This window comes from Micromonospora sp. HNM0581 (genome assembly GCF_012726175.1).
GTDB lineage: Bacteria > Actinomycetota > Actinomycetes > Mycobacteriales > Micromonosporaceae > Micromonospora.
In genome coordinates this window covers 177,267-190,471 of sequence record NZ_JAASAD010000003.1, presented here as the reverse complement: position 1 = coordinate 190,471, position 13,205 = coordinate 177,267, and the positions used below count along the sequence as shown (strand labels likewise).

Sequence of the window (13,205 nt, the reverse complement as noted above, 5' to 3'; positions counted from 1 at the left end):
GCTATAGTTGCCGACGCAGCCATTGGGCTACTTAACGATATTCTCCCGGAGGGCAGTTACTCATGACCAGCAGCACCGAACCGGTTACCCGCGAATGGGACGGCCTCACCATCCCGGCGGCCGGTGCCTACCTGCTGGACGCGGCGCACAAGCGGGTCGGCTTCGTAGCCCGGCACATGATGGTGAGCAAGGTCCGTGGCGAGTTCGCGGACGCGAGTGCCACGATCACCATCGCCGAGGAGCCGCTGGAGTCCACGGTCACCGCCACGATCCAGGCCGCCAGCATCAACACCGCGCAGGCCGACCGGGACGCGCACCTGCGCAGCCCCGAGTTCCTCGACGCGGAGAAGTTCGCGACGTTGGAGTACCGCAGCACCGGTGTCAAGTCGCACGAAGGCAACGAGCTCGTTCTGACCGGCGAGTTGACCATCAAGGACGTGACCCGTCCGGTCGATCTCAAGGTGGAGTTCGAGGGCGTCGGCCGTAGCCCCTTCGGTCAGGACATCTTCGGCTTCTCGGCGAGCACCGAGATCGATCGTGAGGACTTCGGCCTGACCTGGAACGTCGCCCTGGAGTCGGGCGGCGTCCTGGTCGGCAAGAAGGTGAAGATCGAGATCGAGGGCGAAGCCATCCGGCAGTCCTGATCCGTACGCTCCGACAGGCCCGCGCGCCCGCACCGTGCGGGCCTGTCGGCCGTCCGGGCGGTGCCACTTGCGGTCCGCCGACCACTGGTGCAAATTGTCACAACTTGTTCGTCGGACATCACCGGGAAACAGACGGCGCGGCTGGGTAGATACTCCAGCAGAGGCGACCGACCTGGTCGGACCGACGCGACGGACAGCCACGCCCGGGCTGACCTCGCTGGTGGACCGATCCGCGCACTGCCGGGCTCGGCGCTCCCAACGAGTAAGGTTCACAGTGCGCTGCGGACCGGCACCGTTCCGTGGCGCCGCGCGCCGGGAGGAAGCATGGGCAGGGACGTCGATCGAGCCGCTTTCTCCCGTGAGGATCGAGTCCGCTACCGGCAGAAGGTCCGGCGCTGCCTGGACGTGTTCGCGCTGATGCTGGACGATTTCGGCTTCGACGCAGACCGGCCGATGACCGGGCTGGAGATCGAGCTCAACCTGGTCGACCCGGCCGCTGAACCAGCCATGCGTAACGAGGAGATCCTCGCCGCGATCGCCGACCCGTCGTTCCAGACCGAGCTCGGGCAGTTCAACCTGGAACTCAACGCCAACCCACGCTTGATATCCGGCAACGGCTTCGCCGACTACGAGCGTGATCTTTCCGCCAGCCTCGACCGGGCCAACCGACGCGCGGCGCGGTCGGAAACCCGGATCGTTCTGGTCGGCATTCTGCCCACGCTCAACGAGCGACACCTGGTGGCGGAGAACCTCTCCACGAACGAGCGTTACCGGGTGCTCAACGAGCAGATAGTGGGAGCCCGGGGCGAAGACATCGAGCTCGACATCCGGGGCGTCGAGCGACTGAGCACATACAATGACTCGATCGCGCCGGAAGCAGCCTGCACCAGCCTCCAGTTCCACCTCCAGGTGGCGCCGGACAGCTTCGCCGACTACTGGAACGCCTCGCAGGCGATCGCCGCCGCCCAGGTGGCGGTGGGTGCCAACTCGCCGTTCCTCTACGACCGGCAGCTCTGGTCGGAGACCCGTATCGCCCTGTTCGAGCAGGCCACCGACACCCGACCGGACGAGCTCAAGGCTCAGGGCGTACGGCCCCGGGTCTGGTTCGGCGAGCGGTGGATAACCTCGATCTTCGACCTGTTCGAGGAGAACGTCCGCTATTTTCCGCCGCTGCTGCCGATCTGCGAGAGTGAGGACCCGGTGGAGGTCCTCCATGCCGGCGGCGTTCCCGAACTGGCCGAGTTGCGGCTGCACAACGGCACCGTCTACCGGTGGAACCGGCCCGTCTACGACATCATGAACGGCCGTCCGCACCTACGGGTGGAGAACCGGGTGCTCCCGGCCGGTCCGACCGTGGTCGACATGCTGGCCAACGCCGCCTTCTACTTCGGGCTTGTCCGGGGTATGGCCGAGGCCGACCGGCCGATCTGGAGCCAGCTCACCTTCAGCTCGGCCGAGGAGAACTTCCACGCAGCCGCCCGCCGCGGCATGGACGCGGTCGTGCACTGGCCCCGGCAGGGCGACGTGCCGGTGACCACCCTCGTGCTCGACACGTTGCTTCCGCTCGCCGCAGCCGGCCTCGACGGCTTCGGCGTCGCCGCAGCCGACCGGGACCGACTGCTCGGCATCATCGAGCAACGCTGTCGCACCGGACGCAACGGCGCGGTCTGGCAGACCGCCACCGTGTGGGCGGCAGAGCGGCACCTCGGTCTGGACCGCCGGGCCGCGCTGCACCACATGCTCCAGCGCTACACGCAACTTCAGTGCACGAACGAGCCGGTGCACACTTGGCCACTCGACTGAGTCGACCGGCCGGGCCGGACCAGCACTAACGGCTACGCCGTTGTTGCCGAGGGCGGCGGCTTGCGCCATCCGGTGTCTCGTCATCTCCGGTCGACGCCACGGACGGCGGGGCACCAGGTTCACCGTCCTCAGCCGACCCCGACACGACAGGTTTCGGCGCCGCGGACTTCGATGCGGTCGGTCGCGGTGCCGTGGACTTCGGCGTTGCCGGTTTGACCGCCGCCGGTTGTGCTGTGGTGGATTTCGGCGCCGCCGACGTGCGTACCTGCGTCGCTCCGCCGCCGGCCGCCTTACCGGGCCGGCCGGTGCTCGACGCATCCCGACGTGCCTGCGGCTCGGACTCGCGGGCGAGTTCGTCCCCGTCTCCCACCCGCTGCCGGGGTAGCGCCGGGGCGGTATGCGGACCGTTGGACCGGTTCCGCGCCACCCGGGCCGATCGTTGGGCGAGCGCCGCCACCAGGGCCGAACCGCCGACGCCGACGATCACCGCGTACGGGGCGGTGAGATGAGCGGACACCTGCTCCGGGCTGATCGAGGTGAGCCTCGGCACGGCGAGGAAGTAGGCGATGGCCACCAGCAGCGGTCCCGCGGCCCCCGATACGGTGGCACCGACCCGCCGGTCGGCTGCCCGGACCCCGCTGCGGGCGGCCAGTACGCCGACCAGCAGTGCCGAACCGAGCGACAACACCGCACCGGGCCAGTAGAAGTAGTCCCGGATCCAGAACTGGTCGCTGCCCGAGCTGAGTTGCCAGATGCCGAGTTGCGCAGTCGTCAGTCCGCGACCGGCGAGCACCGAGTCGACCACGGCGATGACCGCGAGCAGCCAGAGCCAGCTGGCGGTGGCGATGACGTTCGTGGCGGCAGCGCGGCACCGCAGCACCCAGATCGCGACAAGTGTCCCGATCAGTACGCCGACCGCCGCGTATCCGGCGGCCATGTCCCGGGGGGATGGCGTGTCCGGCACCACCGCGACCCGGGCCGGCACGGCGACCAGCAACACGGTGATCAGCGAACCGATGCCGGCGGCCACGGCCAGCGCGATGCCCCACAGCCCGCCACCGGTCTGCTCGGCGGTGGCGGTAGGCGGTTCGTCGACGGAGGCAGCTGTGCCGCCCGACGTCGCCCCGGTCGCCGAAGCTGGACCGGCCGGCGCTGCGGTGCCGGACGGCGGGGTCGAGGCGTCGGAGGTGCGCGACCCGTCGACTGGCGTCGGGCTGTCGGAGGCGGCCCGACGGCGATGGTGCAGTCGTTGTGCGCAGACCGCACCGAAGATCGTCGACGTGGCGGCGATCCAGGTCGCCCAGATGAGGCTGGCCACCCAGGCCGCGGTGCCGGCGGTCGCCTCGGGAGGCACCCAGTTGAGAATGCCCAGGCCGTACCCGAAGCCCAGTTGGGCGGCACCGGCACCGGCTGCAACGCCGGCGGCGGTGGCGATCGATCCTCCCCAGCCCTGTCTGGCCATGCGGGGCAGCGTAACGTCCTGTGGTCGGTGCGGCGAGTCGTGCGCGGCATCGACCGGCAATGATTACGGACAGTGCTTGGCCCCGCTCGCTAAGGTCGCGGGGGATGAGGCGGTGGGCGGGATGACGAACGGGACCACGGACGGGTGGCCGGCGCGTGGTGACAACACCCCGGACCGGACGAGACTGGTCGTCGGCGGCGGGGCTGGTGCCGTACTGCTCGCGATCGTCGGAGCGGCCGGTGGTTGGGTGCTCGCCGGCGACCGGGCAGGACCGGATCCGGTGACGTCTGTCGCGACCGGTACCCCCACCCCGACACCCGCCGTCCGGACCTCGCCGCCTGCGGAACGACCGGCGCCGAGCACCCCGGCCAAGCCGAGTAGCAGTCCCAGCCCGGCGCGGCCGACCGGGCTCACCGTTCCGGACCTGGTCGGCGCGGACTTCGAGGAGGCCAGGGAGGAGTTGCGGAACCTGGGACTGGGCTGGCAACTCGTCTTCGGAAGCGGCGGTGGTTCCAACGTCCGCAGCACCGACCCGGCCCCGGGCACGCCGGTGCGGCGTGGTGTCACCGTCAAGATCAACGTAGCTGGAGCCGCGCCGCCCAACGAAGTACCGGACCTAACCGGTGCGGCTTGTAACGACGCGGGAGACGAACTCGTCGATGACGGCTTCTTCCCCCGCTATCCCGCAGGGCGCTCCGGTGCGGTCACGTCGCAGCAACCGCCGGGCGGGACGGTCGGCAGGTGGAACGACGTGGTGCAGATCTGGTGCGGTACGCCGCCGAGCACGGACCCGAGCGCTCCGGTGCCGTGACGCGCACCCGACACGCTGATGCCGACCGATGGGCGGCAGAACCGCTAGGTTGACCGTCGAGGGGCCTGATGCCCGCCCGATCGGCGGAAAGGACGTGCCGTGAGCCACGACCGCCAGGAGCCGACCGACGGTCAACCGGACGACCGGACCCGACCGATCCCGCCGTCCGGCTCCGACCCGCACGAGACCGCACCACTCGGACGTGCACCGGACGAGACGGCGCCGATGGACCGTACGGTCGGTGAGCCGGCGGACGCCACCGCGCCGTTGCCCCCTAGCCAGCGTTCCGGTCCGGCGGCGTGGTCCGGGCGTGCCGAGGTCCCCTCGGTCCGGCCGGGCGTGGACCGTGAGCCGGCCGGTGGTGACTGGTACGCCGACGAGCAGCCGGGGCGCCCGTGGTGGCTGCCGATCCTTTGGGGCGTCCTCCTGCTGCTTCTGCTCGGCCTGATCGGGGGTGGGTTCTGGTTGGCCCGCCGAGGGCTGGACGGCGACGGGCCGGCACCGGAGTCACCCTCGCCCAGCACCCAGGCTCCACCGACCACCGTCTCGCCGTCGCCGACCAGCGCGTCTCCCTCACCGGCACCGACGACGAGTCCCGCGCCCGTCGAGGTGCCGGTGCCGCCGCTCGTGGGTCTACCGGAGGCCGCGGCACAGGCGGCACTGGACGGGCTCGGCCTCGACTATCAGGTGGAGTATCGGCCGTCGGACCAGCCCGAGGGGACTGTCATCGCCACCGACCCGGAGGGCGGCGAGTTGGTGGACCAGGGCGACGAGGTCCGGCTGGTGGTCGCCGCCAGCCCGAGCCCATCGCCGACGACGGTTGAGCCGACCACCGGGCCGACCGCCACGGTCAGCCCAACGAGTTGATCGCCCGGCTCACCACATGCGGCGTCTCGTGCCGACCAGCCCCAGGCCGGCGAGGGAGATCGCCAAGCCGAACACCCCGGACCAGAACAGCGACCGGCGGAGTTCCTCTGCAGTGCCGTGACCCGTGGCCCTGACCGGCACCTGTTGACCGGTCGGGTGCGTGGGCTGCCCGGAACCGCCGGTGGAGTCTGCCGTGCGGTCGGCCGGTTGGCCGAAGAAGCCGTCGTGGGTGAAGCCGTCCCAGACGCTGTCGGATGTGGTGTCCGGCTCGACTGGCTCACTCTCCACGACTGTGATCTCCGGGGCCGGTACGGGCTCGGCCAGCCGGGTGGACGACAGGGCGGGATCGTGACCCAGCACCACAACGGTGGTGACGGCGCCGAGAAGCGCCAGGAGTCCGAAGGTGTGGGCGATGCGGGGCCGGCGTGGCTCCCGCGCGGACACGTTGACCATGGCCATCCCAGGTTTGGGGTCCGGGCGGCACGGGGTTACAGAAATGCCGGGGTGGGCATACCGATTCTATGCCGGCGGCATGCCCACCGAATCCTTTTCACCTGAGATTCGAGATGCTCAGTGCACTCTGACCGGCATCCGTACGCCTGGTCGGCGCGCCGATCGTACGGTGTGTGGACGCTGCTGCGGGGCGGCCTGGACCTGCTGCAGACCGGCGCGCTGGACGAAGATTGAACGACGGTTGACCGCGTCCCCCGCCGCGTTCAACTCGTAGCCTTCGAGCCAGAGCCAGCCGTCGTAGGTGGGCCGGTCGAGTACCCGGATCACCCGGAACAGGATGGGTCTGTGGAACTGGACACTCGCCGCGCGTGTCACGTGCAGTACGTCACCAGAGCGGGGAAGCACATGGGCTCCTGCAAGGGTCGGCCGGCGGGAAGGGCCGGCTGGGGATGATGGGGGTTCGTTCGACTTCGGTGACGAGGTCGTGTCTCGAGGGCCGGAGTCGGTGGCGCGATCCGTCGGTTCAGTACGGAACTGCTGCCCGGTGACCCACTTCTCCACGGTGAAGATCACTCGTGGAGACGGATCGGAGACGGTAAGTAACCCGGGTCATACGGACAGACTGCATCAGGAGTGTGCTTCATGCAAGTTGCACGTCGGCTTTTGCCTATACGTGAGGGGCTCGCACGAAACGGCGCTTGAATGCGTCGCCACCCGAGCGGCACACTGAGAGCCGGTTTCGCCCGCCGCGGCCGGCCGAGGACCGCAACCACCCCACGCCGCGAACGCTCGCCGGGAGGATCGCGCCGTGGGCGGGCGGTCGAGCGGCGCGAAGCGGAGAGGTGACAGGTGAGCGAGCGGCGCAGCCCGACCATCCGCCGACGCCGGCTCGGCGCGGAACTGCGCCGCCAGCGGGAGGTCGCCGGGATCACCATCGAGGCGGTGGCGGAGCAGTTGGAGTGCTCGGCCTCCAAGGTTTCGCGTATCGAGACGGGCCACACCACCGCGACGCCCCGGGACGTGCGGGACATGCTCCGCATCTACGGAGTGGTCGGCGCCGAAAGTGACGAGCTGGTGCAGATCGCCCGTGAGGCGCGGCAAAAGGGCTGGTGGCATCCCTACAGCACGGTGCTGGTCGGGGCGTACGTGGGCCTGGAGGCGGCGGCCAGTTCGATCCGTGCATACGAGCAGCAGGTGGTGCCGGGGCTGCTGGAGACCGAGGACTACGCCAGCGCGATGATCCGCGCCGCCCGCCCCGATTTCAGCTCGGAGCAGGTGCAGCAACGGGTGCGTGTCCGACTCGGCCGTCAGTCGTTGTTGACCCAGGATGATCCGGCAGATCTGTGGGTGGTGCTCGATGAAGCGGTGTTGAGCCGTCCGGTGGGCGGGGACGCGGTTATGCGTGAACAGCTCAAGCGGTTGGTGAAGGTGGCACAGCAGCCGAACGTGACGCTTCAGGTCCTGCCGTTCGAGGTGGGGGCGCACGCCGGCATGGACGGCACCTTCACGATCCTCAGCTTCCCCGAACCCGGTGATCCGGATGTCGTGTACGCGGAGAACGCCACGGGTGGGCTTTTCCTGGAGAAGAGCGACGAACTACAGAAGTACAGCTTCATCTTCGATCACATTCGAGCAGCGGCCAGACGTCCGGAGGAGTCCGTGGAGTACATCGCGAGACTGGCAGAGGAGCCGTTGTGGAAGTGGCGACGCAAGGATTCTCCGTGAACCTGGCGCAGGCGACATGGTTCAAGAGCTCGAAGAGCGGGCCGAACTGTGACAACTGCGTTGAGGTGGCGTACGTGACCGGGGCGGTCGGCGTCCGTGACTCGAAGGACAAGGCCGGACCGGCCCTGGTCTTCGCGCCGGGCGACTGGCACGCTTTCGTCGCCAGCACAAGGGACGGCGCGTTCCCCCGGGCCTGACAACCAGGGGACGGTGACGACGGATCCCCGCCCGGCCAGCGGCCGGGCGGGGATCCGGCTGTCGTGACCTGTCGGCGCGGCAGGCGCCGGCGGGTGCTCCACCCACTGCCGTCGCCACATCGGGTCCGTGTCGTTGTACCTCTCGGTACGCGCTGGTCGACATCCCCCCGGCAGGGCGGGTAACCGAGTGAGGCAGGCGAGACGGATGACGAGTATCGGGTCGGAGAACCTCACGAACGGTCCGGGAAAACCGGAGCGGTTCGGCGGCAAGTATCGCGGAGCCCGGCGGGACACCGTACTGACCGAGGTGGTGTCGGCGGAGACCGAACACGCGGGCCGGGAGACCCCGGTGGCGACCGAGCCACCGTCGCCGCTCACCCTGCCGTCGCTGGACCCGAACCCGCTCACCGAACCGTCCTTCCCGGCCGGCGGCTGGTCGACGGTGGACGACGGCTCCCTCGTGGACCATCCGCTGCTGCGGGGCCTGCTGTTGGAGTTGCCACCGAAGGGCAGCGTGCCGCCCCCTGGCTGGCTCGACCGGTGGTTCGAGGCCACCAGGGCGATCCTGGAGCTGCTATACGTGCAGGGCGCTGGCGGCCGGGCGCGGTGACGACACCCGTTCCGGCATCGCCCGCTCGGCGAAGTGGCTGTGCCGCAGCGCGTGGCGTACGGCGATCGCCGCCACGGCCAGCACCGCGACAGTGATGACCGGCCCGGTCGCCGAGGACCCGAGGAACCGGCCGGCACCGCTCGCCATGATCACCGCCGGTAGCAGTGCCAGGCCGGTCACCTGCAGCGGCAGTCCGACAAGTGGGTGGGCGGCGGCGGCACGCAGTCCGTGCGGTGCCGGTGTCCTGGCCGTGACGGACAGGGCTCCCGCCCCGGCCCACAGCCGCCGTAACCGGCGCACCGTGCTGCCGGCCACCAACAGCGCGGGCACGGCGGCGAACACCAGCCCGTCGGCGGCATCGTCCACCGGGCTCGGCCCGACGGTGCCCAGCCCGGCGATCGGCAGCGCCACCGTCAGGCCGAGCCCGGTCAGGGTCAGCGCGAGCAGCCAGCCGGTGCGCTGGCGCAACTCGCGAGCGTGGTTCAGGCGGGGGAGCCCGTCCGCGAGATAGCCGGCGGTCCACCAGGCGGCGGCCACCGGAAGCAGGAGGGCGAGATGGCTCTGCATGTTCATCAGCCTTGCCCGGATTTCCGGGCGTCGAATCCGGACCTGCCCCCGGTTCGTCCCGTACCCGGCCCCGTAGGGGAACCATCTCGCCGGTGTTATGGGGGATCCGACATGTTCAACTGTCCGCACACGTGCAACTACTCTCACGGTGATCGGCGTCCATCGATCAGCCTGCCCCGAGCAGGTGGACGGCCGATGCCGACCCGAGGGAGGTAAGGGAAGATGGCTCTTCCGAAGAGATCCGTGCTCGTCGGCCTGGCCACGCTGGCCATGGTGGCGTCAGCCACGCCCGCCATGGCGGCCGAGCCGGTCGGCACCGTCCGGGGCACCGGCGGCGCGACCGCCGTCGAAGGCAGCTACATCGTGGTGTTCAAGGACAGCGAGGTCAGCCGGGCGGCCGTCGACTCCTCGGTGGACCGGCTGCTACGCCGGCACGGCGGGCATACGGCGCGGACCTACAGCGCGGCGGTCCGCGGTGCCGAGTTGCGGTTGAGCGCACGAGCTGCGGCCCGGATCGCGGCAGACCCCGCCGTCGCGTACGTCGAGCAGAACCACGTCGTCTCCCTCGCGGACACCCAGACGAACCCCCCGTCCTGGGGTCTGGACCGGATCGACCAGCGGAACCTTCCACTCGACAGTTCGTACACCTACCCCGACACGGCCACGAATGTGACCTCGTACGTGATCGACACCGGTATTCGGACCACCCACTCCGACTTCGGCGGGCGGGCGACCTGGGGCACCAACACCGTCGACTCCAACAACACCGACTGCAACGGTCACGGCACGCACGTGGCCGGCACGGTCGGCGGCTCGGCGTACGGCGTGGCCAAAGCGACCCGGCTGGTGGCGGTCAAAGTGCTGAACTGCTCCGGAAGCGGCACCAACGCCGGTGTCATCGCCGGCATCGACTGGGTCACCGCCAACGCGGTGAAGCCGGCCGTGGCCAACATGAGCCTCGGCGGCGGGGCGAACACCGCAGTCGACAACGCGGTCATCAACTCGATCGACTCCGGTGTGACGTACGCGGTGGCAGCCGGCAACGGCAACATCCTCGGTCAGCGGCAGAACGCCTGCAACTACTCGCCGGCCCGGGCCGCACCGGCGATCACCGTCGGTGCCACCCAGAGCAACGACACCGCCGCGAGCTTCTCCAACTACGGCACCTGTGTGGACATCCTCGCCCCGGGCGTGAGCATCCCCTCCGCCTGGCACACGAACGACACCGCGACGAACACCATCAGCGGCACCTCGATGGCTTCGCCGCACGTCGCCGGTGCGGCGGCGCTGGTCCTCTCGGCCAACCCGTCGTGGACTCCCCAGCAGGTCCGGGACCATCTGGTCGGCAACTCCACCCCGAACGTGATCTCGAACGTCGGCACGGGCACCCCGAACCGGTTGCTGTACGTGGTCAATGGCAGCACTCCGCCGCCGACCAACGACTTCTCGGTCTCGATTTCGCCGACCTCCGGCTCGGTCACGGCAGGCAGTTCGGCGACCGCCACCGTGACCACCGCGACCACGAACGGCTCCGCCCAGTCGGTGAGCCTCTCGGCCAGCGGGTTGCCGTCCGGGGCCACCGCCTCGTTCAGCCCGGCCTCCGTCACCTCCGGCGGCTCGTCCACAGTGACCATCGACACCTCGGCCAGTACGCCGGCTGGCTCGTACCCGGTGACCGTCACCGGTACCGCGGCCTCCGGCTCCAGAAGCGCGACGTACACGCTGACGGTCACCGGCGGCAGCGGCGGGGGCTGCTCCGCGACCAACGGCACCGACGTGGCCATCCCGGACGCGGGCTCGGCGGTGACCAGCTCGATCACGATCTCCGGCTGTGGCCGGAACGCCTCGTCGAGCTCGACCGTCGCGGTGAACATCGTGCACACCTACCGAGGTGACCTGGTCATCGACTTGCTCGCGCCGGACGGCTCGTCCTACCGACTGAAGAACAGCAGCATCTTCGACGGCGCGGACAATGTGGACGCCACGTACCCGGTGAACCTGTCCAGCGAGGCGGCGGACGGCACCTGGCGCCTTCAGGTCCGCGACGTCTACGGCGCTGACACCGGCTACATCAACACCTGGACGTTGACCCTCTGACAGTCCGGTACGGGAAACGGGCCCCGGCGGGACGCCGGGGCCCGTCGCTCTGCGGGTCAGACCGCGAACTCGGTGAGCCGTTCGGTGGCCGGAGCGGGTGGCCGGGCCTTCCACAGCCCGGCCTTCTGAGCGAACAGGCGGCCCAGGTAGGCGGGATTCAGGATCACGTAGCGTCGCCACAGCCGCTTGGGCTCCAGGCCGAGACGCCAGAACCACTCCAACCCGGCGCGCTGCATCCACGGTGGCGGCTGGCGCAGCAACCCGGCGTGGTAGTCGAAGGCCGCGCCGACCGCCATCAGTGGCATGTCCAGTAACGGACGCATCGCGTACGTGAAGATCTCCTGCCGAGGGCAGCCGAGCCCGACCAGGACCAGTCGGGCACCGCTGGCCTTGATCCGGTCGGCGATCTCGTTCTCCTCGCCGGGCTGTACGCCACGGAACTTGGACGCCTCCACGCCTGCGATCTTCAGCGCTGGGAACATCCGCTCCAACGCCGGGATCAGCCGGGTGAGGGTCTCCTCGGTCGAGCCGTACAGGTAGACAGGTAGCCCCTCGTCGGCGAAGCGGGAGAGCACGTGCAGGGTCAGCGTCGGGCCGTAGACCCGGTCGGCGAGCCCAACACGGTGCAGGAGGTTGAGCGCCCAGCGCACCGGCTGACCGTCCGGGGTGACCACGTCGAAGGAGTTGAGTCGGGCGTTGTGGGCCCGGTCCAGCACGCCGGTCATCACGCCGTGCACGGCCAGCGCGGTGAGTGCCAGCGGTCGGCGTTCCTGTGCGGCGGCGACCACCTGTTCGGTGGCACCGGCGTAGTCGGTGGCGTCGACCAGGACACCGAGTACGTTCTTCTTGGTCATGCTCCCGGCACCCACTTGTCCACGTTGGCCTCGTAGATCTCTCGCATGATCATTGGTACGTCGTACACCTGTTTCCAGTCCGGGTAGTCGGCCTGGAACGCCTCGTTGGAGCCGATCCACCACTTGTGGTCGCCGATCCGGTTGGCCTCGACGTACTCTGTGATCATCTCCTGGCCGGTGATCTGCTCGGCCAGCGTGAACGCCTCCCGGTTCGAGGTGTTCGAGTGCCGACCCCCGCCGAGGTTGTAGACGGCGGCCGAACGGGGGGCGCGAAAGAACGCCTCGAACGCGGAGACCACGTCCGAGCTGTGGATGGCGTCCCGCACCTGCTTACCCTGATAGCCGAAGATCTTGTAGGTGCGGCGCTCCATGTTGGCCCGCATCACGTAGCCGAGGAAGCCGTGCAACTCGGTCGCCGAGTGCGCCGGCCCGGTCAGCGTTCCGCCCCGGAAGCAGGCCGTCCGCATGCCGAAGTAGCGGCCGTACTCCTGCACCATCACATCCGCCGCGACCTTCGAGGCGCCGAAGATCGAGTGTAGGCAGGCGTCGATGGACATGTCCTCGCGGATGCCCTGCTCGTACGGGTGGCCGGGTTCGATCTCCCAGCGGGTGTCCAGCTCCACCAACGGAAGACTGTTCGGCCGGTCGCCGTAGACCTTGTTCGTGGAGCAGTGGATGACCGGGGCGTCGATGCAGTGTTCCCGGACGCTCTGCAGGACGTTGAGGGTGCCGGCGGCGTTGACGTCGAAGTCGGTGAACGGGTCGCGTACCGCCCAGTCGTGCGAGGGCTGCGCCGCAGTGTGGATCACCACGGCCACGTCCCGGCCGTACCGGCCGAAAAGCGTGCCGAGTGCCCCCCGGTCCCGAATGTCGATGCTGTGATGTGAGTAGGCCTCACCAAGCTCGTCGGTCAGCCGGCGGACGTTCCAGGCGGTGGACGCCTCCTCGCCGAAGAACTCCTGCCGCATGTCGTTGTCGATGCCGACGACGTCGAGACCGAGGCCGGCGAAGTGCCGGACCGCCTCGGAGCCGATCAGCCCGCCCGACCCGGTCACGAATGCGACACTCACATGCCACTCCTGGTGCGTCGGAGGCAGAAACCATCGGAGCATAGC

Annotated in this window: 14 protein-coding genes and 1 pseudogene; 9 read left to right on the top strand and 6 right to left on the bottom strand. The window is 69.4% G+C overall.

Annotated features, from left to right (window positions below):
• Positions 1 to 62 precede the first annotated feature (62 nt).
• Together HCA58_RS06250 and HCA58_RS06245 are read left to right on the top strand one after the other, a co-directional pair.
• A complete protein-coding gene (locus tag HCA58_RS06250; protein WP_169596803.1) occupies positions 63 to 644 on the top strand; it encodes a YceI family protein in 582 nt (193 codons plus the stop codon).
• A 324-nt stretch (positions 645 to 968) separates the two neighbouring features.
• Positions 969 to 2,447, top strand: coding sequence for a glutamate--cysteine ligase (locus tag HCA58_RS06245; protein WP_169596802.1), 1,479 nt, complete (start codon positions 969 to 971; stop codon positions 2,445 to 2,447).
• A 25-nt stretch (positions 2,448 to 2,472) separates the two neighbouring features.
• Here HCA58_RS06245 and HCA58_RS06240 read toward each other — a convergent pair whose 3' ends face one another.
• The gene (locus tag HCA58_RS06240) at positions 2,473 to 3,909 is read right to left on the bottom strand and encodes a hypothetical protein (protein WP_169596801.1); all 1,437 of its coding nucleotides are present in this window, start codon (positions 3,907 to 3,909) and stop codon (positions 2,473 to 2,475) included.
• A 121-nt stretch (positions 3,910 to 4,030) separates the two neighbouring features.
• On the opposite strand from HCA58_RS06240, the gene HCA58_RS06235 reads away from it, so the two are divergent.
• Complete coding sequence (locus HCA58_RS06235; RefSeq protein WP_169596800.1) at positions 4,031 to 4,720, top strand: PASTA domain-containing protein; 690 nt, start codon at positions 4,031 to 4,033, stop codon at positions 4,718 to 4,720.
• Between the two features lie 99 nt (positions 4,721 to 4,819).
• Positions 4,820 to 5,587: a PASTA domain-containing protein gene (locus HCA58_RS06230; protein WP_169596799.1), complete on the top strand. Its 768-nt coding sequence runs from the start codon at positions 4,820 to 4,822 to the stop codon at positions 5,585 to 5,587.
• Positions 5,588 to 5,596: 9 nt separating this feature from the next.
• Here the strand turns inward: HCA58_RS06230 and HCA58_RS06225 are convergent, their stop codons facing one another.
• Together HCA58_RS06225 and HCA58_RS06220 are read right to left on the bottom strand one after the other, a co-directional pair.
• The gene (locus tag HCA58_RS06225) at positions 5,597 to 6,040 is read right to left on the bottom strand and encodes a hypothetical protein (RefSeq protein WP_169596798.1); all 444 of its coding nucleotides are present in this window, start codon (positions 6,038 to 6,040) and stop codon (positions 5,597 to 5,599) included.
• Positions 6,041 to 6,157: 117 nt separating this feature from the next.
• Positions 6,158 to 6,445, bottom strand: a complete 288-nt coding sequence (locus HCA58_RS06220) for a hypothetical protein (protein ID WP_169596797.1) — start codon at positions 6,443 to 6,445, stop codon at positions 6,158 to 6,160.
• Between the two features lie 444 nt (positions 6,446 to 6,889).
• Here HCA58_RS06220 and HCA58_RS06215 point away from each other — a divergent pair, with 444 nt between their 5' ends.
• The 3 genes from HCA58_RS06215 to HCA58_RS06205 all read left to right on the top strand — a co-directional run bounded on the left by HCA58_RS06215 (position 6,890) and on the right by HCA58_RS06205 (position 8,572).
• Positions 6,890 to 7,765, top strand: a complete 876-nt coding sequence (locus HCA58_RS06215; protein ID WP_169596796.1) for a Scr1 family TA system antitoxin-like transcriptional regulator — start codon at positions 6,890 to 6,892, stop codon at positions 7,763 to 7,765.
• Positions 7,741 to 7,962 (top strand): DUF397 domain-containing protein, encoded by a 222-nt coding sequence (locus tag HCA58_RS06210; protein ID WP_093409203.1) that lies wholly within the window; start codon positions 7,741 to 7,743, stop codon positions 7,960 to 7,962. The genes HCA58_RS06215 and HCA58_RS06210 overlap by 25 nt, the downstream gene beginning before the upstream one ends.
• 205 nt (positions 7,963 to 8,167) lie before the next feature.
• The gene (locus HCA58_RS06205) at positions 8,168 to 8,572 is read left to right on the top strand and encodes a hypothetical protein (protein WP_169596795.1); all 405 of its coding nucleotides are present in this window, start codon (positions 8,168 to 8,170) and stop codon (positions 8,570 to 8,572) included.
• On the opposite strand, the gene HCA58_RS06200 is transcribed toward HCA58_RS06205, so the two are convergent.
• Positions 8,537 to 9,145, bottom strand: coding sequence for a hypothetical protein (locus tag HCA58_RS06200; RefSeq protein ID WP_240955570.1), 609 nt, complete (start codon positions 9,143 to 9,145; stop codon positions 8,537 to 8,539). The two genes, HCA58_RS06205 and HCA58_RS06200, sit on opposite strands and share 36 nt — an antisense overlap.
• A gap of 216 nt (positions 9,146 to 9,361) precedes the next feature.
• On the opposite strand from HCA58_RS06200, the pseudogene HCA58_RS06195 reads away from it, so the two are divergent.
• A pseudogene (locus HCA58_RS06195) lies at positions 9,362 to 10,687 on the top strand (S8 family peptidase); the annotation flags it as partial.
• Positions 10,682 to 11,236, top strand: coding sequence for a proprotein convertase P-domain-containing protein (locus tag HCA58_RS23360; protein WP_346775895.1), 555 nt, complete (start codon positions 10,682 to 10,684; stop codon positions 11,234 to 11,236). The pseudogene HCA58_RS06195 and the gene HCA58_RS23360, both read left to right, overlap by 6 nt.
• Positions 11,237 to 11,292: 56 nt before the next feature.
• On the opposite strand, the gene HCA58_RS06190 is transcribed toward HCA58_RS23360, so the two are convergent.
• Together HCA58_RS06190 and HCA58_RS06185 are read right to left on the bottom strand one after the other, a co-directional pair.
• On the bottom strand, positions 11,293 to 12,090 hold the full coding sequence (locus tag HCA58_RS06190) for a WecB/TagA/CpsF family glycosyltransferase (protein ID WP_169596793.1): 798 nt from the start codon (positions 12,088 to 12,090) through the stop codon (positions 11,293 to 11,295).
• A complete protein-coding gene (locus tag HCA58_RS06185; RefSeq protein WP_205807742.1) occupies positions 12,087 to 13,202 on the bottom strand; it encodes an NAD-dependent epimerase/dehydratase family protein in 1,116 nt (371 codons plus the stop codon). Before HCA58_RS06185 ends, HCA58_RS06190 begins: the two co-directional genes overlap by 4 nt.
• Positions 13,203 to 13,205 lie beyond the last annotated feature (3 nt).